Origin of the sequence: Catenuloplanes atrovinosus, assembly GCF_031458235.1 — a bacterium.
Taxonomy (GTDB): domain Bacteria; phylum Actinomycetota; class Actinomycetes; order Mycobacteriales; family Micromonosporaceae; genus Catenuloplanes; species Catenuloplanes atrovinosus.
In genome coordinates this window covers 3,702,288-3,721,525 of the sequence record NZ_JAVDYB010000001.1, presented here as the reverse complement: position 1 = coordinate 3,721,525, position 19,238 = coordinate 3,702,288, and the positions used below count along the sequence as shown (strand labels likewise).

The 19,238-nt window shown below is 73.3% G+C and carries 15 protein-coding genes; 7 read left to right on the top strand and 8 right to left on the bottom strand.

The features are described from left to right. Positions 1-15: 15 nt before the first annotated feature. Positions 16-1,308, bottom strand: coding sequence for a multiple monosaccharide ABC transporter permease (gene mmsB, locus J2S41_RS16745; protein ID WP_310368770.1), 1,293 nt, complete (start codon positions 1,306-1,308; stop codon positions 16-18). Further along, positions 1,305-2,852 carry a multiple monosaccharide ABC transporter ATP-binding protein gene (gene mmsA / locus J2S41_RS16740; protein WP_310368768.1) on the bottom strand — a complete coding sequence of 516 codons (1,548 nt, stop codon included), beginning with the start codon at positions 2,850-2,852 and terminating at the stop codon, positions 1,305-1,307. Before mmsA ends, mmsB begins: the two co-directional genes overlap by 4 nt. 1,592 nt (positions 2,853-4,444) lie before the next feature. Here mmsA and J2S41_RS16735 point away from each other — a divergent pair. Further along, positions 4,445-4,798 carry a hypothetical protein gene (locus J2S41_RS16735; protein ID WP_310368766.1) on the top strand — a complete coding sequence of 118 codons (354 nt, stop codon included), beginning with the start codon at positions 4,445-4,447 and terminating at the stop codon, positions 4,796-4,798. Between the two features lie 298 nt (positions 4,799-5,096). On the opposite strand, the gene J2S41_RS16730 is transcribed toward J2S41_RS16735, so the two are convergent. Both J2S41_RS16730 and J2S41_RS16725 read right to left on the bottom strand, forming a co-directional pair. Next, complete coding sequence (locus tag J2S41_RS16730) at positions 5,097-7,664, bottom strand: FtsX-like permease family protein (protein ID WP_310368764.1); 2,568 nt, start codon at positions 7,662-7,664, stop codon at positions 5,097-5,099. Further along, complete coding sequence (locus J2S41_RS16725) at positions 7,661-8,395, bottom strand: ABC transporter ATP-binding protein (RefSeq protein ID WP_310368762.1); 735 nt, start codon at positions 8,393-8,395, stop codon at positions 7,661-7,663. Before J2S41_RS16725 ends, J2S41_RS16730 begins: the two co-directional genes overlap by 4 nt. A 176-nt stretch (positions 8,396-8,571) precedes the next feature. Between J2S41_RS16725 and J2S41_RS16720 the strand changes: the two genes are divergently transcribed. The 3 genes from J2S41_RS16720 to J2S41_RS16710 all read left to right on the top strand — a co-directional run bounded on the left by J2S41_RS16720 (position 8,572) and on the right by J2S41_RS16710 (position 11,225). Next, positions 8,572-9,759 carry a sensor histidine kinase gene (locus J2S41_RS16720; protein WP_310368760.1) on the top strand — a complete coding sequence of 396 codons (1,188 nt, stop codon included), beginning with the start codon at positions 8,572-8,574 and terminating at the stop codon, positions 9,757-9,759. Next, on the top strand, positions 9,756-10,412 hold the full coding sequence (locus J2S41_RS16715; protein ID WP_310368758.1) for a response regulator: 657 nt from the start codon (positions 9,756-9,758) through the stop codon (positions 10,410-10,412). The genes J2S41_RS16720 and J2S41_RS16715 overlap by 4 nt, the downstream gene beginning before the upstream one ends. Positions 10,413-10,580: 168 nt before the next feature. Beyond that, positions 10,581-11,225, top strand: coding sequence for a class I SAM-dependent methyltransferase (locus J2S41_RS16710; protein WP_310368757.1), 645 nt, complete (start codon positions 10,581-10,583; stop codon positions 11,223-11,225). Positions 11,226-11,268: 43 nt separating this feature from the next. Here J2S41_RS16710 and J2S41_RS16705 read toward each other — a convergent pair whose 3' ends face one another. Both J2S41_RS16705 and J2S41_RS16700 read right to left on the bottom strand, forming a co-directional pair. Continuing rightward, positions 11,269-12,441, bottom strand: a complete 1,173-nt coding sequence (locus J2S41_RS16705) for an NAD(P)/FAD-dependent oxidoreductase (RefSeq protein WP_310368755.1) — start codon at positions 12,439-12,441, stop codon at positions 11,269-11,271. A gap of 88 nt (positions 12,442-12,529) precedes the next feature. Next, positions 12,530-13,429, bottom strand: a complete 900-nt coding sequence (locus J2S41_RS16700) for an RNA polymerase sigma-70 factor (protein ID WP_310368753.1) — start codon at positions 13,427-13,429, stop codon at positions 12,530-12,532. 114 nt (positions 13,430-13,543) lie between these two features. Here J2S41_RS16700 and J2S41_RS16695 point away from each other — a divergent pair, with 114 nt between their 5' ends. Further along, positions 13,544-13,900 (top strand): YciI family protein, encoded by a 357-nt coding sequence (locus J2S41_RS16695; RefSeq protein ID WP_310368751.1) that lies wholly within the window; start codon positions 13,544-13,546, stop codon positions 13,898-13,900. Here the strand turns inward: J2S41_RS16695 and J2S41_RS16690 are convergent. Further along, positions 13,887-15,071, bottom strand: coding sequence for an RNA polymerase sigma factor (locus J2S41_RS16690; protein ID WP_310368749.1), 1,185 nt, complete (start codon positions 15,069-15,071; stop codon positions 13,887-13,889). The genes J2S41_RS16695 and J2S41_RS16690 overlap by 14 nt on opposite strands. A 763-nt stretch (positions 15,072-15,834) precedes the next feature. Beyond that, positions 15,835-17,070 (bottom strand): MFS transporter, encoded by a 1,236-nt coding sequence (locus tag J2S41_RS16685; protein ID WP_310368747.1) that lies wholly within the window; start codon positions 17,068-17,070, stop codon positions 15,835-15,837. Between the two features lie 118 nt (positions 17,071-17,188). Between J2S41_RS16685 and J2S41_RS16680 the strand changes: the two genes are divergently transcribed. Both J2S41_RS16680 and J2S41_RS16675 read left to right on the top strand, forming a co-directional pair. Then, positions 17,189-18,148, top strand: a complete 960-nt coding sequence (locus tag J2S41_RS16680; protein WP_310376394.1) for a LacI family DNA-binding transcriptional regulator — start codon at positions 17,189-17,191, stop codon at positions 18,146-18,148. 34 nt (positions 18,149-18,182) lie between these two features. Further along, a complete protein-coding gene (locus J2S41_RS16675) occupies positions 18,183-19,238 on the top strand; it encodes an ArsR/SmtB family transcription factor (protein WP_310368746.1) in 1,056 nt (351 codons plus the stop codon).

Sequence of the window (19,238 nt, the reverse complement as noted above, 5' to 3'; positions counted from 1 at the left end):
CTGGGTGACCGGCGGTTAGCCGGCCACCGGAGTCTTGACCTGCTGCGGCGTGCCCGAGCCGACGGGTGCCGTGGGACCGCTGCCGCGGAACCCCTTGGTGACCGAACCGATGATGGAGAACCGGCCCTGCTGCTTGTTGTAGACGTCCAGCGCGACCGCGAGCAGCAGCACGAGGCCCTTGATGATCTGCACGCTGTCCGCGCCGATGCCCTTGAGGATCAGGCCGTTGTTGAGGACGGCCATGACCAGGCCGCCGACGATCGAGCCGGAGACCGTGCCGAGACCGCCGGCGACCGCGGCGCCACCGATGAAGACCGCGGCGATCGCCTCCAGCTCCCAGCTCAGGCCGTCCTGCGGGCCGGACGCGCGGGAGCGGGCCACGAAGATCATGCCGGCCAGCGCGGCCAGCACGCCCATGTTCATCATGACGAAGAAGTTGACGCGCTGGAGCTTCACGCCGGACAGCTCGGCCGCGCGGGAGTTGCCGCCGACCGCGTAGATGTGCCGGCCGGCCGCGGTGTTGCGGGTGTAGAACGAGTACGCCACGACCAGGACGCCGAGGATGATGCCGGAGATCGGGAAGCTGGTGCCGATCCGGCCACCGGCGAACCGGAAGGTGGCGAACAGGATGACGGCCATCAGGATGGCGATGCGCAGCACCGAGACCCAGATCGGGCCGGCCTCGGCATGCATCAGGTGGCGGGTGCGGCGCAGCTGCCACTCCCGGACGATCACCGCGACGCAGACCGCGAAGCCGAGCAGCAGCGTCAGGTTGTTGTAGCCGGTGACCGGGCCGACCTCGGGCAGGAAGCCACCGCCGATCGTCTGGAAGCCCTCCGGCACCGCGACGGTCTGCGACTTGCCGACGTACTGGTTGGCACCGCGGAAGATGAGCATGCCGGCCAGCGTGACGATGAACGCGGGCACGCCGACGTACGCGACCCAGAAGCCCTGCCAGGCACCGACCAGCGCGCCGATGCCGAGGCCGATGAGCAGCGCCAGGAACCACGGGATGTTCTGGTCGGCCATCAGCTTCGCGACCACGATGCCGGTGAACGCGGCGACCGAGCCGACCGACAGGTCGATGTGGCCGGCGACGATCACCATCAGCATGCCGATGGCCAGGATGAGGATGTACGAGTACTGACTGACGACCGCGATCATGTTGCCGGAGCTGAGGGTCAGCCCGTTCGTCCAGATCTGGAAGAACAGCACGATCGCCACCAGGGCGAAGATCATGCCGAACTGGCGCGCGTTGCTGGTCGTACCCCCGAAGAGGTTCTTTTGAAGGTCCTTGAATCGGCTCATCGCGTCTGCATCTTCTTGTTGGAGGTCATCTGCTTCATGAGGTTTTCCTGGGTCGCGTCGGCCCGGTCGATGACGCCCGTGATGGAGCCCTCGAACACGGTGTAGATGCGGTCGCAGAGGCCGAGCAGCTCGGGCAGCTCCGAGGAGATGACGATGACGCCCTTACCCTGGTCCGCGAGCTGCTGGATGATGCCGTAGATCTCGTACTTCGCGCCCACGTCGATGCCGCGCGTGGGCTCGTCCAGGATCAGCAGGTCCGGGTCGGTGAACATCCACTTCGCCAGGACGACCTTCTGCTGGTTGCCGCCGGAGAGCTTGTTGACGCCCTCGTCCACGGTCGGCGTCTTGATCCGCAGGCTCTTGCGGTAGCCCTCGGCCGCCTTGTACTCCGCGACCTCGTCCAGCTTGAGGAACTTGCGGATCTTCGACAGCTTCGCCGAGACCGTGGAGGTCTTGATGTCGTCGAGCAGGTTGAGCCCGACGGCCTTGCGGTCCTCGCTGACGTAGGCCAGGCCGTGGTGGATCGCGTCCGAGACCGTCTTGATCTCGATGCGCTTGCCGTCCTTCCAGATCTCACCGCCCTCGTACACGCCGTACGAGCGGCCGAAGATGCTCATCGCCAGCTCGGTGCGCCCGGCGCCCATCAGGCCCGCGAACCCGACGATCTCGCCGCGCCGCACCGTGAAGCTCGAACCCTTGGCGACCAGCCGGTCCGCGGAGATCGGGTGCCGCACGGTCCAGTCGCGCACCTCGAAGAAGACCTCGCCGATCTTCGGCGTGTGCTCCGGGTAGCGGTTGGTCAGCTCGCGGCCGACCATGCCGCGCACGATCCGGTCCTCGTCGACGCCGTCCGCCTTGACGTCCAGCGTCTCGACGCTCTTGCCGTCCCGGATGATCGTGATGGAGTCCGCGATCGCCTCGATCTCGTTCAGCTTGTGCGAGATGATGATCGAGGTGATGCCGCGCTCACGGAAGCCGCGCAGCAGGTCCAGCAGGTGCTGGGAGTCGTTCTCGTTCAGCGCCGCGGTCGGCTCGTCCAGGATCAGCAGCTTCACGTTCTTGGCGAACGCCTTGGCGATCTCGATGAGCTGCTGCTTGCCCACGCCCAGGTCCTTGACCAGCGTGTCCGGGTTCTCCTGCAGACCCACGCGCGCCATCAGCTCCATGGCCTTGAGCTGCGCCGCGGTCCAGTCGATCGCACCGTTCTTGCGCGGCTCGTTGCCGAGGAACAGGTTCTCGGTGATCGACATGAGCGGGATCAGCGCGAGCTCCTGGTGGATGATCACGATGCCCGCGTTCTCGCTGGCCCGGATGTCCCCGAACTTGACCTCGGAGCCCTGGTAGATGATCTGCCCGTCGTAGGAGCCGTACGGGTAGACGCCGCTGAGCACCTTCATCAGCGTGGACTTGCCGGCGCCGTTCTCACCGCAGATGGCATGGATCTCGCCCGCCTTCACGCGGAGCGAGACGTCGGAGAGCGCTTTCACACCAGGGAACTCCTTGGTGATGTTGCGCATCTCAAGCAGAACCGGGGCACTGCTCATGGCCGGGGCTCCCCGGTCCTGGACCGTACCGTGCACGGACGGGAATCCCCGCTCCGCCTCACGACCGTCATGGTTGCCTCCGGGAGGTCTACATCAGCTGATGTGCATTTGTTGCGGGGAAGAACTTATTTTAAGGCGAACACGTTTCGCAAGATCCCGCACGACCGCCGCTTGTAACAATTCGGTAGTGCACGTGTGCTATAGCCCATCGCCGCGCCCGCTAAAACCCCAAAATCACGATATAACGGTACGAAACAGCGCAGGCGAACTCACGCAAAGTGATCAACCTGAGGCCTCGTCGTGATCGACATCCCGCCCCCGCTCCACCATCCGGGACCCCGCGCCCGGAATCACGCCCCCTTTCCCCGCCCCGGTCCACCACAAACCATCACCCCGTTTGTTGCCCGGGCCGCCAAACGCCCCCACCGCCGCCACCGCCAGTACTCAACGCTGGGACTTGCGGCAACCATGTAACGCACCCCCCGCCGGTGCCCAAGGCCACATTTGATCTTCCCGCTCCCGGCGTGGCTGCCCCCGCATGCTCGTGCCGGACCGGACTGCTCCGGGAACGACCCCGGACCCCGGTATCCCGCCCCCCGGCGGGGCCGCGGGCCGCGTCCTCCGGCGGGCGGCGTGTCGTTCCTGCGACGATCCCGCATCCCGATATTCCCGCTTCCGGCGTGGCCGATTCCGCACGCTCCCGCGGGCCAACCTCGCGCCGGCTCCGCCGCCGCTCCGCCGCCGCATCGGAGCCGGTGTCCGTGTGGCCGAAACCCGCGCGGCCGGCGCGGTCCGCCGATCCCGTAGCGCGGCGCGGTTGCGATGTCCGGGCCATGCGGACATCGCATCCTGTGCGGCCCTCCGTGCCGGGTTGGTGTCGCGGGGCGGTTGCGATGTCTGGGCCATGCGGACATCGCAGCCCGTGCGGCTCTCCGTGCCGGGTTGGTGTCGCGGGCGGTTGTGATGTCTGGGCCAGGCGGACATCGCATCCTGTGCGGCTCTCCGTGCCGGGTTGGTGTCGCGGGGCGGTTGCGATGTCTGGGCCAGGCGGACACCGCATCGTGTGCGGCTCTCCGTGCCGGGGCCGTGTCGCGGGTGCGATGTTCCGCGCCATGCGGACACCGCAACCGGTGCGGCGCTCGGTGCGTGTCGCGGCGCGGGCGCGATGTCGCGGGCACAGATCCGGACACCGCAATCGGTGCGGCTCTCCGTGCCGGGTCCGTGTCGCGGCGCGAGTGCGATGTCGTGGGCACAGATCCGGACACCGCAGCCCCTGCGGCGCTCCGTGCCAGGTCCGCGTTGCGGCGCGGTTCTGGGTGGTTGGCTGGGGGTGTGGTTGTGGCTGCGTCGTGCCGGTGCGATCGGCCGCACGGGCCCGCTGGACGCGGCCGGAAACCGCCGGAAGCCCGCGGCAAGATCACTGCATGATGTCGCGCATGACTTCGCCCGGGCCGTCAGCCGAACCGCCTCCCGAGCCGCGTGATTCCGCCGCCGAGTCCCGGGTCGCCTCGGAAACTGGTGGGGTGGCGAGTCCACAGTCGACCGTCGCGGAGTCCGCCTGGCGCCGGAACCGCTGGCCGGTGGTGGCTGTCGTGGTGGTCGGGGCGCCGATGCTGGCCGGAGTCTGCACCGCCGTCGTGCACGCCGTTCGTGAGGATTCCGATGTGGCCGCATGCCGCCGGATAGATGACTTCTCACAGGAACTCGCGCGCGGTGGCGCGCCCACGGTCACCGAGTCCGAGGCGCGAAAGCCGGCGGACCAGCTGGCAGACTCACGTCACGAGAAGGTAGCGAGGCTCGGCGACGTGATCCGGCGGAGTTACGACACACCGGACGATGACCGGCCCATCGACGGCATGTACGGCGCCGTCCTGCTCACCGGCGTCTGCTCGGTGTGCCTCGACGCGGGCATCCCCATGACGAGACCGCTGCCGCCTCCACGCTAACCGTTGGTGCTGGGGCCGCTGGCGCTGCCGCTGGCGGTGCCGCTGCCGCTGGCGGTGCTGCGCCGCTGCTGCTGGCGTCCGCGCTGCTGCTGCCGAAGCCGTTGGCGCTGTTGCCGTTGCTCCGCCGCCGCCTGCTGTTGTCGCTGTCGGTCCGGCGCGGCGTTGTTCGGCCTGCGCGGCTCTCGCTCGTCCTGACGCCGCCCTCGCCCCACGCGACGCGACCTTGCCGTCGTGCTGGCGGGGACGGAAGACGGGGCCCCGCGAATCGCGGAGCCCCGTCTCGTACCCCCTAAGAGTGTCAGTCCATGGCGAGTGCCGCTGTCGGGGCGACCCGGGAGGCGCGGCGGGCGGGGAGGACGCCGGAAAGGGCGGTGAGGATGCCCAGGATCAGGACGACCAGGGCCAGTTCGCCCCACGGGAGTGTGAGCGGCGCGTCCAGGCCGACCCCGGAGAGCATCAGCCACGCGAACGGGATGGCCAGGGCCAGGCCGAGCAGTGAGCCGACCACGCCGTACAGCGAGGCCTCCAGCAGCAGGGTGGCGCGCAGCCGGCCGCGGGACATGCCGACGGCGCGGAGCAGGCCGGCTTCGCGGAGGCGTTCGACGACGGAGAGCGCGGTGGTGGTGCCGACGCCGACGACCGCGACGGAGACGGTCATGCCGACCAGCCCCAGCGCGACGATCGTGATTATCAGCAGCTGCCTGGCGAGCTCGTCGCGCTCGTCGGTGAGCACGACCACGCCGAGGCCGGGCGAGAGCGTCACCGCGGCCTGGTACGCGGCGGTCTCGTCATCGGCCGCGTCGGCGAGCAGGGTGGTCGGCTCCGGGGCGAAGCCGAGCGCGGTCAGGTCGGCCGGGTCGAGCAGCGCCCACGTGTCCATCGGCAGGCCGGAGACGGTGGCGACCACGGTGACTTGGATGCTGCGGCCCTCGTGGGTGATCGTGGTGGTCTCGCCGTAGCCGAGACTGCCGGTGAACTGGTCCGCGAAGTCCAGCGCGACGGCCTTGCCGGGGCCGAGGTCGTCCAGCGATCCCTCGGTGACGCGGATGTCGTCCCGGGTGCTCAGCGCGGTCAGCGACAGGTCGGCGATCGGGCGCGCGGGGTTCCCTCTTTCGCCGTTCTCGCTCACGATCGGGATGTTCGCCTCCGCGAGGCGGAACGGGATGACGTTTGTCAGTTCCGGGTGGGCGCGGGCCGCCTCGACCGCGGCGGTCGGCACCGTCTTGCCGGCGTCGGCCGCGATCTGTATGTCGGCCGGGGCCATCAGGGCCAACTCCTCCTCCATGGTGGTGCGGGCGGTGGAGAGGGTGACCAGCGCGCCGGCGACCAGCATGACGGCCAGCGCCACGACCACGCTGACCGCGGCGGCCCGCTTGGGTGCGTTGCCGACCGCGCCGACCGCGAGCCGGCCGGTCGGGCCGAGCGCGCGCAGCGGCTGGCCGACCAGCCACAGCACCGGCCGCAGTACCGCGGGGCCGAGCACGACCAGCGCGAAGAAGCCGAGTGCGCCGCCCGCGACCGTGGCCAGCAGGACGCCCTCGCCGTTGCTCGGCTCGTTCGGTTCCGGCAGCATCGTCACGGCGATCGCGACCAGCGCCAGCGAGGCCGCCGTGAGCAGCAGGCCGAACACCCAGCGGACCACGCCGAGCCGGGCGGTGGCGCCGGTGACGGCCGCGGAGCGCAGCGCCTCCAGCGGGGCGACGCGGGCGGCGGTCACGGCGGGGGAGAGGACCGCGATCACCGCGATCAGGGTGGTGCCGGCCACGACCAGCACGGCGGGCAGGATCGGCAGGCCGGGCGTGGCCAGCTCGGTGTCGGAGAAGACGCGCACGGCCGGTCCGGCGGCGAGGCCGAGCCCGTACGCGATCAGCACGCCGGTGACGCCGGCGGTCGCGCCGGTGAGCGCGCCCTCCACGATCAGCGCCCGGGTCAGCGGCCCGCGGCCGGCGCCGACGGCCCGCAGCAGTGCCAGCTGGCGCATCCGCTGGGCGAACACGATCCGGAACGTGGACGTGGCGACCAGCGCTGCCGCGGCCGCCGCGATCGCGACGAAGAGGCCGACGAGGTAGAACAGTTCGTTCATCGAGGACGCCGCGTTCAGCGCCTCCTCCTTGCGCACCTCCGCGCCGATCCGCACGTCGATCGGGGCCTTGGCGGTGCCGTCGCCCGTCGGGTCGATGCCCTGCGGCAGCGTGCCGGACAACCGCTGCACCACCGCCTGTGCGTCGGTGCCGGGCACCAGGTGCACCTCGACCCGGCCGATGCCGTACTGCTCGTAGGTCGGGGAGTCGCCGGCGCTCATCCTGGTGACGAAATCCCCGGTGGTGAACGCGATGCCGGAGAAGCCCTCGCCGCGCGCCGGCTCGACGATGCCGGTGACGGTGAGGTTTCGCACCGGATTCTCCGGGCCCAGCCGGACGGCGATCGTCCGGCCGACCGTCAGGCCCATCCGGTCGGCGGTGCGCGGCGTGACCGCGATCTGGTTCTCCGCGTTCGGATAGGTGCCGGAGGTGAGGGTCACCTCGGACAGCGGGCCGCGGCCCGGGTCACCGGCGAGCACGAGGTAGGTGCCGGGCACCGACGGCACGTCGTAGTAGACGGAGTTGCGCGCGGTGGCGGACTCCACGCCGGGGGTGTTCCGGACGACCTCCAGCGCCTCGGGGGTGGCCGGGGTCCTGATGCCGATCACCAGGTCCGCGTTCGCCGACGTACCGCTGAAGGTGTCCAGGATGGTCTGGTGGGTGATCCGCTGGGCCAGCACGGTGCCGAAGACGACCGTGGCGGCGACGATCAGCGCCAGGCCGGTCAGCAGCAGCCGGGCCGGGCGGCGGGCGAGGCCCGCGAGCTGGGTGCGCAGGACGGTCATCGGGCACCGGCCAGCTGGTTCAGCGCGTCGGCGACGGACTCGCGGGTCGGGCGCATGATCTCGCCGGAGATCCGGCCGTCGGCCAGCATGACCACGCGGTCGGCGTAGGACGCCGCGATCGGGTCGTGGGTGACCATGACGACGGTCTGGCCGTACTCGCGGACCGCGTCGCGCAGGAAGGACAACACCTCCGCGCCGGTACGCGAGTCCAGGTTGCCGGTCGGCTCGTCCGCGAAGACCGCCTCCGGGCGGGAGATCAGCGCGCGGGCCAGGGCGACGCGCTGCTGCTGGCCGCCGGACAGCTCACTGGGCCGGTGCCGGAGCCGGTCGCGCAGGCCGAGCACGTCGACCAGCCGGCCGAACAGGGCGGGGTCGGGCTTGCGACCGGACAGGTCCAGCGGGAGCGTGATGTTCTGCGCCGCGGTGAGCTGCGGCAGCAGGTTGAACGCCTGGAAGACGAAGCCGATCCGCTCGCGGCGGACCTGGGTGAGCACGCGGTCGGACTGGCGGCTGAGGTCCACGTCGCCGAGCAGCACCGCGCCGCTGGTGGCGCGGTCGAGGCCGGCCAGGCAGTGCATCAGCGTCGACTTGCCGGAACCCGAGGGGCCCATGATGGCGGTGAACTCGGCCCGCGGAAAACCCACCGACACGCCGTCCAGCGCACGTACCGCGGTGTCGCCGCGGCCGTAGACCTTGACCAGGTCACGTGCCTCGCAGGCGAGCATCATCATCGAAGTCCCTTCGGTTGGAAACGAGAGCGAGCACAGCCTGCCGATTCCGGCGGGTGGCACACATCCGCCCGGCGACCGGAGATCGTCCCGGTTCCTCCGCCGAAAGTCAGAGCGCGTGCCCCGCCGATCGGCAGAACCGGATCCGGCCGCACCGCGACTACGCTGGGAGGACGATGATGATCTCTGAACGGAAGCGGCGCCGCCCCAGCGTCCGGCGGATCGCTTTGCTCCTGCTGACCGCGTTCGCCTTCCTGATCGACCTGTTCATCGCCGCGGCCGGCGGGTCAGAGGCCACACTGGTGATGCTGGCGCCGTCGCTGGTGCTGACGACCGCCGGCACGCTGCTGTGGAGCCGGCACAAGCGGCTGGGCAGCCGGCTCGTACCCGCGTTCGCGATCGTGCTCGGCGCCGCCTCGGTGGTGCTGACCTTGCTCACGCTGTTCGGCACCGGCGGCTCCACCGACTCCGGTTCCGGCTGGGGCTTCGCCGAGACCGTGGCGCTGCTGGCGGTGCTGTTCGCGGTGGCCCGCCACGGGCGGCCCGCGCTGGCCTGGCCGGCCGGCGCCGCGCTGCTGTTCGCGCTGCTGGTGCAGACGCAGCGCGCCTCGTCCGGCCTCGAGCTGCTGATCTTCGGCATGATGCTGACCATGATCGGTGGCGCGATCGGCGCCACCGGCGTCTGGACCCGGTTCACCGCGGGTCAGCGGGAGCGGCAGATCGCCACGGTACGGGCCGAGCAGCGCGCCGAGTTCGCCCGGGACCTGCACGACTTCATCGCCCACCACGTGACCGGCATCGTGGTGCAGGCGCAGGGCGCGCGGTTCATCGCGGAGCAGGACCCGCAGCGGGTGATCACCGCGCTGGACCAGATCGAGCGGGCCGGCGCGGAGACGATGGCCGCGATGCGCCGGATGGTCGGCGTGCTGCGCGGCGGTGACGCGGCCGCACCGCTGGCGCCGCTGGCCGGGGTCGCGGACCTCGGGCCGCTGCTGGAGCAGTTCTCCGCCGCGGGCGGCGCGCGGGCGGTGCTCTACGTCGAGGGCGCGCTGGACGGGCTGCCGGTGGACGTGAGCACGTCGGCGTACCGGGTGGTGATGGAGGCGCTGACCAACGTGCGCCGGCACGCGGTGAACGCCACGCGTGCCGATGTGCGGCTGCGGCGTACCCCCGACTGGTTGTTCGTCCGGGTGACCAACGACGGCGCCGCGGCGCCGCGCGCGACCGACCGCACCGGATACGGGCTGGACGGCCTCGGCGAACGGGTAGCGTCCGTCGGCGGGTGGCTGCGCGCCGGTCCCGGCATCAACGGAGGATGGGTGGTCGACGCGGCGCTTCCGATCGCGGCGGGTGAGGGGGAACGGTGACGATCCGGGTGCTGGTCGCGGACGACCAGGCGATGGTGCGTACCGGCTTCGGCATGATCATCGGCGCGCAGCCGGACATGGAGCTGGTGGGCGAGGCCGCGGACGGCATGCAGGCGGTCGAGCTGGCGCTGCGGCTGCGGCCGGACGTGGCGCTGATGGACATCCGGATGCCGCGGATGGACGGCCTGGAGGCGCTGCGCCGGCTGGCCGGCCCGGGCGTCGCCGATCCGGTCAACGTGGTCGTGGTGACCACGTTCGACCTGGACGAGTACGTGCACGCGGCGCTGCGCAACGGCGCCTGCGGCTTCCTGCTCAAGGACTCGGGCCCGGCGCTGCTGGTCGAGGCGGTGCGCGCCGCCGCCTCCGGCGACGCCCTGATCAGCCCGTCCATCACGGTACGGCTGCTGGAGCACCTGACGCCGCCCGCGCCGGTGCGGCAGGACCTGGGCGATCTGTCCCCGCGCGAGCTGGACGTGGTGCGGCTGACCGCGCAGGGCCGCACGAACGCGGAGATCGCCGCGGAGCTGTTCATCTCGGTGGGAACGGTCAAGACGCACCTGAGCAGCGTCCAGGCGAAGCTCGGCGCCCGCAACCGGGTCGAGATCGCGGCCTGGGCGTGGGAACGCCGCCTGGTCGCGCCCGGCCCGCGATAGCGACGGGGGAGGGAATGTCCCGGCGCGTGGATCATCGCGATGCCGGGACACCCCCCTCGCGCCCGCCTCTCCCGTGGCGAACGCACCACAGTCATCATGCGGTAGTTGCAAAGCCATTGCAATAACGCGTCCGGGTGGCGGCCGGTGGCCACCATGGGGTGCGGAGAGATGGAGGTGGCCGTGTCGTCGGTGTCCCATCCGGTGTTCGCCCGGATCTACCAGCGGGTCAGCGTGAAGATGGACGAGGCCGGCGTCGCCGGGCACCGGGCCACGGTCGCCGCCGGGCTCTCCGGCCGGGTGATCGAGGTCGGCGCCGGCAACGGCCGGATGTTCGGGCACTACCCCCCGGCCGTCACGGAGGTGCTCGCGGTGGAGCCCGAGCCCCGGCTGCGGGCCGCCGCGGGGGTCGCTGCCCGCTCCGCGCCCGTGCCGATCCGGGTGGTGGACGGCCTGGCCGAGGCGCTGCCCGCGGCGGACGGCGAGTTCGACGCGGCGGTCTCCGCGATGGTGCTGTGCACGGTCGCGGACCCGGCCGCCGCGCTCGCCGAGATCCGCCGCGTGCTCCGGCCCGGGGGAGAGCTGCGCTTCTTCGAGCACGTCGCGGCGGAGGAGCCGGGCGGGCTCCGCCGGTTGCAGCGGCTCCTGGACGCCACGATCTGGCCCCCGCTGAGCGGCGGCTGCCACATCGCGCGGGACACGGCGGCGGCGATCACGGCGGCCGGGTTCACGATCACGGACCTGCGCCGGTTCCGGTTCCCGTCGGAGGGCGCGTCGGGGCCGGCCTCACCGCACATCATCGGCCGCGCGTCCTGACCGGGGAGCCGGCCGGTCGCCCCGGCGCGGGGCGACCGGAGCCTCAGCGGCCCACCCCTTCCGCGACCGGCGCCGGAACCGCGCTCACCCGGCGCCGCCGCATCGGCAGCAGCAGCGTCGGGTGGCCGATCGACCAGGCCGCGCCCGCGCAGACGAACTCCTTCACCCGCGCCGCCGCACCCCCGGTCAGCACCGACGACGTGGGCCGGTCATCGCCGTCGACGAACTGCACGATGCCGTCGTGGCGGCCGAGGCTGATGCACTGCGCGTAGAACCGGATCGGGCGTTCCCGGACCCGGCCGCCGGTCAGCCGCGCCGCGATCGCGTCCGCGGCCTGCCACGCCATCGGGATGCCGGAGCCGCACGCCATCCGCAGCGGCTCGCCGTTCGCGCCGAGCGCGTGCGCGGCGTCGCCCACCGCGTACACGTCCGGGTGCGAGACCGAGCGCATGCTGCCGTCGACCACGATCCGGCCGGCGCCGGAGACCGTCAGCGTGCTCGCGGCCGCGATCGGGTGGACGGCGAACCCGGCCGTCCACACGGTCACCGCGGCCGGCACGTGCGCGCCGTCGCCGGTGACCACGCCGTCCGGCCCGACGCGCGCGATCTCCGTGTGGTCCAGCACGGTCACGCCGAGCCGGGCCAGCACGTCCCGCAGGTGCCGCTGCGCGCGGGCGCCCAGCAGGCCACCGGCCCGGCCGCGGGCCGCGAGCGTGACGCGCAGGTCCGGCCGGGACTCGGCGATCTCGGTGGCGGACTCGATGCCGGTCAGGCCGCCGCCGACGACCAGCACCGCGTCACCCGCGCCGAGCGCGCGGAGGCGGTCCCGCAGGCGCAGCGCGGCGGCCCGGCCCGCGACGTGGTACGCGTGCGCGTCGACGCCGGGCACGCCCTGGTCCCCGGCGGTGCTGCCGAGCGCGTACACCAGCGTGTCGTACCGGATGGTGTCGCCGCCGGCGAGCGTGACGGTCCGCCGGTCCGCGTCGACCGCGGCCACCGTGCCGGTGCGCGGCGTGACGCGGGTGCCGGCCAGGACGTCCCGCAGCGGGCGCGGGCGCAGCTCCTGCCCGGTGGCGAGCTGGTGCAGGCGGATGCGTTCGGTGAACTCGGGCTGCGCGTCGACCAGCGTGATGTCGGCGTGCAGCCGGCGGGCCAGCCGCCCGGCCGCGTGGACGCCGGAGTAGCCGGCGCCGAGGACGACGATGCGGTGATTCATGATCGCTCCCGTCAGGAGAGGACGTGTGCACTCGCCTCCTGAACCGGGCAGCCCGGCGATCCCTGACAGCCGCCGGCTGTGTGCTGGCTCACCGCCGGCCGAGGCGCTCCAGCTTCGCCGGGTTCGCCTGCACGTGGATGGCCGCGATGCCGTCCTCGGTCACGTCCAGCACCAGCACGCCGACGATCCGCTCCCCGGCCGTGGCCACCACCGCCGGGCCGCCGTTGACCACGTCGGCGTGCAGCGTGAGATCCTCGCCGACGAACCGTCGCGCGGCGGCCGGCTGGAACGAGGTGCGCAGGAACCGGGCGATCGCCAGCGCGCCCACGATCGGCGTGCTGCGGGCCGGCACCTGACCGCCGCCGTCGGCCATGCTGATCGCGTCGCCGGCCAGCATGCGCACCAGCGGCTCGACCTCGCCGCTGACCGCGGCCGCGAGGAACCGCTCGGCGATGCTACGGGCGGTGGCCGCGTCGACCGGGGTCCGGGTCCGGCCGTCCGCGAGGTGCTGCCGGGCCCGCCGGTACAGCTGCTGGCAGTTCGCCTCGGTGAGACCGAGCATCCCGGCGATCTCCGCGTGCGGGTAGCCGAACGCCGTGCGGAGCACGTAGACCGCGCGCTCCTGCGGGGACAGTCGCTCCATCAGCGTGAGCACCGCGATCGACACGGACTCCCGCTGCTCCGCGCTCTCCGCCGGGCCGAGCATCGGGTCGCCGGCCGGCACCGGCTCCGGCAGCCACCGCCCGACGTACGTCTCCCGCCGCGCCCGCGCCGAGGTCAGCTCGTTGAGGCACACGTTGGTGAGCACCCGGGTCAGCCAGGCCTCCGGCGTCTCGATCCGCTCCCGGTCCGCGGCCTGCCAGCGCAGGAACGTGTCCTGCACCGCGTCCTCCGCGTCGGCGGCCGACCCCAGCATCCGGTACGCGATCGCCTCCAGGCGCCCCCGGACACGCGCGAACAGCTCCACCTCGTCGGACGTCAGCGTCATCGCCCGCCAGCCTAACCGCTGCGGAAAAATCGGCGACGGTACGTCGAGTGGCGCCCCGCTCGCGCGTCAGCATCATGCGGACCGGCGCGTGACCGGCCGCGAAGGGAGAACGACATGCGGTACGCGATGCTCATCTGCGGCGCGGAGTCCAACTGGGACGCCGGCGAGGAGCGGGTCGCCGAGGTGATGGCCGAGATCGGCGCCTGGTCCGCGAAGTGGGAGGCGGCCGGCAAGATGCCGGGCGTCGGCGCGGAACTGGAGCCGGTGCGCACCGCCAAGACGGTCAGCCGCGGCGCGGACGGCCTGCCGGTGGTCACCGACGGGCCGTACCTGGAGCTCAAGGAGGTCGTCGGCGGCTTCATCCTGTTCGACGCGGACGACCTGGACGAGGCGATCGCGATCGCGTCCGGGTGGCCCGGCATCACCGCGTTCGGCGACAAGATCGAGGTCCGGCCGACTACCGGTCGCTGAGCCGCGCGGCCAGCAGGGCACGTTCGGCGGGGTTCGTGGCGAGCGCCAGCGCGCGCCGCGTCGCGGACCCCGCCTCCGCGTCCCGGCCCAGCGCGGTCAGCAGCTCCGCGCGCGTGGCGTGGAACAGCCGGTACTCGCCGAGCCGCGCCGCCAGCGCGTCCACCTCCGCCAGCGCGGTCCCGGCCCCGCTCGTGTGCCGGGTCGCCACCGCGCGGCCGAGCAGCACCACCGGGTTGCCGGTCGCCGCGTGCAGCAGATCGTAGAGCCGCCGGATCGCCGCCCAGTCGGTGTCCGCCACCGACCGGGCCAGCGCGTGCTGCGTCGCGATCGCGGCCTGCAACTGGTACGGCCCCGGCCGGTCCGCGCCCATCGCGGCCCGCAGCCGGTGCACCGCCGAGCCGATCAGCGCCCGGTCCCAGCGCGCCCGGTCCTGGTCCTCCAGCAGCACCAGCGCGCCGTCCCCGGTGAACCGGGCACCGGCCCGCGACTCGTGCAGCTCGACCAGCGCGGCCAGCCCCGCCGCCTCCGGCTCGCCCGGCAGCAGCGCGGCCAGTTGCCGGGCCAGGTCCAGCCCTTCGCGCGCCAGCTCGCGCCGCTCCAGATACCCCTCGTTGTAGATCAGATAGATGACCTGGAGCAGTTGGGCGAGGCGCTCCGCGTACCCCCGTGGTCCCGGGATGGTGAAATCGGCGCCGGAGTCGCGCAGCCGCCGTTTCGCCCGCACCAGGCGCTGCGCGACCGTCGCCTCCGGCAGCAGGAACGCGGCCCCGATCCGCGCCGCGGGCAGCCCCGCCACCGCGTGCAGCGTCAACGCCACCTGCGCCGACACCGCCAGCCCCGGATGACAGCACGCGAACATCAGCCCGAGCCGGTCGTCCCCGGTCGGCGGCCCCGGCTCCGGCTCCACCAGCAGCGGCAGCTTCGCCCGCGCGGTCGCCTCGTGCCGAACCCGGTCCAGCGCCCGCCGCCACGCCGTCGTCACCAGCCACCCGGCCGGACTCTCCGGCACCCCGTCGGCCGGCCACCGGTCCAGCGCCGCCGCGATCGCGTCCTGCAGCGCCTCCTCGGCCCGGTCCAGATCACCGAGCCGCCGGCTGAGCACCCCCAGCATGCTCGCGCCGTCCGCCCGCCACACCGCCTCCACCACGGCCCGCGGCCCCACATCCGCCACCCCCGCAGTCTGCCAGGACGAGCCTCGATCCTCCGCTCCCCGCGTCGTCACGGTCCGGCGGGCGGCGGCTTGCCCGGGGCTTGAGCGTCGACGGCCTCGTTCCGGCGTGGTGGCGGTCCGCCTGCTCTCGCGGGGGCTGTGCCGTTCCGGGACCGAGCCCTCGACCGCACGATAGATATGCCCGCTTCCGGCGTGGTGCGGCCCGCATGCTCCCGCGGGCCAACCTCGCGGCGTCTGCGCCGCCGCTCCGACGCCGCATCGGAGCCGGTGCCGCCGTTGGTCACCGTGCCCTCGCGAGCCGCGCGGCCGGTTGCCTCCACCGGCGCGGCTGCGGGTCGTCCCCGGCTATGCCTGGAGGCGGCGGCGAGTCAGCCATGGTGCGGTTCGCACGGTCTCGCGAGCGAACCCGCGGCGGCTTCGCCGCATCGGAGCCGGTGCCGCCGTCGGCATGGCGTCCCGTGAGCCGCGCTGATTCGGTGATCGGGCCGCGCGAGCCGCGGCGCTGCTGGTGATCGGGGTCCCGGGAGCCGTGTCGCCGCTGGTCGTCGTGCCGTGTGAGCGCGGTCGGCGCCGGTTGTCGTGGCCGGGAGACGTGTCGCCGCTGGTCGTCGTGCCGTGTGAGCGCGGTCGGCGCCGGTTGTCGTGCCGTGCGAGCGCGGTCGGCGCCGGTTGTCGTGGCCGGGAGCCGTGTCGCCGCTGGTCGTCGTGCCGTGCGAGCGCGGTGGGCGCCGGTTGTCGTGCCCGGGAGGCGGGTCGTCGTTGGTCACCGTGTCGCGCGAGCCACGCGGTCGTGCGCCTCCGCCGGTGCGGGCTCGGCCTGTTCGTCGCCGTGCCGCGAGGGCGGGGCGGAGGTGGGGCGGCGCAGCAGCAGGATGCCGGCGGCGGCGAGCACGGCCATGCTGAGCAGGGGCAACGCGCCGGTTCCGAGGTCGGTGAGGACCAGGCCGCCGGCCCAGGCGCCGGCCGAGATGCCGACGTTGAAGGCGGAGTTGACGACGGCGGGGCCGATGGACGCGGCCCGGGGGGCCGCCCGCACGGCGGTGAGCTGCCAGAGCGTGGGGGCGGCGCCGAAGGCGGTACCCCAGAGGATGATCGCGGCGACGGTGCCGGCGGCGCTGCCCCGGAGGAGCCACAGCAGCGTCAGAGCGGCGAACGTGATGGCGACCGACGCGACGAGCAGCGGCGACAGGCGTGACTGCGCGAAGCGGCCGGCGACGACGAGGCCGGCGACGCCCGCGACGCCGTAGCCGAGCAGGACGAGGCTGACGGCGCGCTCCGCGATGCCGGAGCCGGTGAGCAGCGGCGCCACGTACGTGTAGGTGACGAAGTGAGCGGTCATGACCAGGACGATCGTGGCGGCGACCCGCAGCAGCGGCGGTGCCACGGCGGCCCGCAGCAGGTGGCCGGCGGCGGTGGGCCGGGCCTCGGACGCGGCCACCGGGCGGTAGACCACGCCGATCGCGACGGCGGTGGCCGTGAGCGCGACGGCCGCGATCCAGAAGGGGGTGCGCCACCCGGCCGACGCGCCGACCGCGGTTGCCGCGGGGACGCCGAGGGCGAGCGCGACCGCGTTGCCGGCGCCGACCACGGCCACGGCGCGGGCGTGCAGCCGTTCCGGGACGGCGGACGTCGCCATGACGAACGTGCACGAGTAGAAGACCGCGTGGGCGGCACCGCCGAGCAGCCGCGCGGCGAAGGCCGTCGGCAGGCCGGGGCTCGCCGCGGTCACGCCGATGCTGACCACGAGGACGGCGAGCACGCCCAGCGTGGCGAGCCGGATCGGGAACCGGGCGATCACCGCGCTCAGCGGCACCGCGGCCACCACGACGACCGCGCCGTATCCGGTGACCAGCAGCCCGACCCGGTCCTCGGCGACGCCGAGCCCGCGGGCCACCTGGGGCAGCAGCCCGATCGGCAGCGTCTCCGTGGTCATGACCAGCAGCGTCGCGACCGCCAGCAGCGTCAGCAGCGTCCACGCCCGGGGCGACATGTCTCGCATCGGCTCGTTCCCTCCTCTTTGACACCGGTGTCATCTCCAGGGCATCACGCGATGACACCGGTGTCAAGCTCGTGGACACCGGTGTCAACCGCGGGCTATCATCCGGACCGTGGCAACGATGCGGGACGTGGCGGCGCTGGCCGGCGTGAGCCTCAAGACCGTCTCGCGCGTCTTCAACGGCGACCCGCACGTGCGGCCGGAGCTGCGCGAGCGGGTGCAGGCCGCGCTCGCTCAGAGCAACTACGTGCCCAACGACCTCGCCCAGACCTTCCGCCGGGGCCGCGGCAGCGTCGTCGGCGTGGCCGTACCCACGCTGCTCGATCCGTTCTTCGCGGCCATCGTCAGCGCGGTCGACGCCGAGATGAAGACCCGGGGGTACGCCACCATGGTCTCCGCGACCGGCTTCGACCCGGCGGCCGAACGCGACATCGTCACCTCGCTGCTGCGCCGTCACCTGGCCGGCCTCGTGCTGGCGCCGGTCTCCGCGGACCAGTCCTACCTGGCCTCCGCGCCGGCGTCGGTGCCGACCGTCTTCGTCGACCAGCCCCCGGCCGGGCTGCCCGTCGACGCGTTCGTGCACGACGACCTCCGGGGCGCGGCGGAGGCCACCCGGCACCTGCTCGGCCACGGCAACACCCGGGTCGGCTTCCTCGGCCGGGCCCCGCACCTGCCCACCTCCCGCGCCCGGCTCGCCGGCTACCGCCAGGCGCTCGGTGAGGACGGTCCCGCCTCGCTCGTCGTCGACGACGTCGAGTCGCCGGAGGACGCCGCCGCGGGCTTCCGCGCGCTGTGCGACCGCGGGGCCGACGCCATCGTCATCGCGGACCCGCGCACCACCATCGCCTGCGTCCCGGAGCTGAAGCGGAGCCGGGTCGCGGTGGTCGGCTTCGGCGACTTCCCGCTCGCGGCCCTGCTCGACCCGCCGGTCACCGTCGTGGACCAGGACCCGGCCGTGATGGGCGCGGCGGCCGCCCGCCACCTGCTGAGCCGCCTCGACGCCCCGCCGGTGGCCGAGCCGGGCACGGTCGTGCTCCCGGTCCGGCTGGTCGAGCGGCGCTCCTGCTTCGGCGGGAGGTGAGCGCCGTGCGGCTCCCGGGCTCGAACGGGCCGTCGTGATCCGGATTCACCTGGACGAGCCGACGCGGGAGCGGACCCGGCTCGCCATCAGCCCGCTGCGCGAGGTGGTCAGCGGCGTCGAACTGGTGCACCGCACCCGGCAGGGGAGGGACGCGCCCTGGCCGTACGCGGAGTGGGCCGCGCACGCCGCCGAGGTGCTGCGCGCCACGCCGGAGACCGGGCCGCTCCGGCTGTACGCGCTGCTCTACGGCACCGAGCACGCCCGGCCGACGCCGGACGCGGTCCAGCCCCCGCCGCCGTCCGCCCGCCCCGCGCTCGCGGACGAACTGGCGCTGCTGCGCAGCACCCCGCACGAGGTGATCGCGGCCCAGTGCGCCAAGCACTATCCGGAGGGCGTGCCGGACGTGCTGCGGTCCTATCTGGACTCCACCGCGGACTCGTTCGGCCGGCTCGCGGACGCGGTCGAGGCGTTCTGGGAACTGGCCATCGCGCCGCACTGGCCGGCCATGCGCGCGGTGCTGGAGGAGGAGATCGTGCTGCGCGCGCGGGTGCTCGCCGAGCACGGGCCGGAGGCGGTGCTGCGCGGCCTGAGCGGCACCGCCGGCTGGGACGCACCGGTGCTGTCGCTGCCCAAGCGCCGGGAGTCCGCGCTGGCCGGCGGCGACCGGCGGCTGCTGCTGGTGCCGCTGGTGCTGGCCTGCGACCGCGCCACGGTCAGCACCGACGACCCGGCCACCCTCATGATCACCTATCCGGCGCGCGGCGCGGCCGTGCTGTCCGCGCGGACCGCCCCCGCGCCGCCGGACCGGGACCGGCTGGCGCTGCTGATCGGCGCGGGCCGGGCCGCGGTGCTGCGCGCGCTCACCGAACCGGCCACCACCAGCGGCCTCGCCGCCGTCCTGGGCCGCGCGCCGAGCACCGTCTCCGAGCAGCTCACCGGCCTGCAGGAGGCCGGCCTGGTGTCCCGGTCGCGGGTCGAGCGGCAGGTCTTCTACCGGCTGGAGCCGCTCGGCGCGTCACTGCTCGCGCTGTTCACCGCGCAGGATTCGGTTCCGGCCGAACCGATGGAGGGGCGCGGCGGGCCCGCCTAA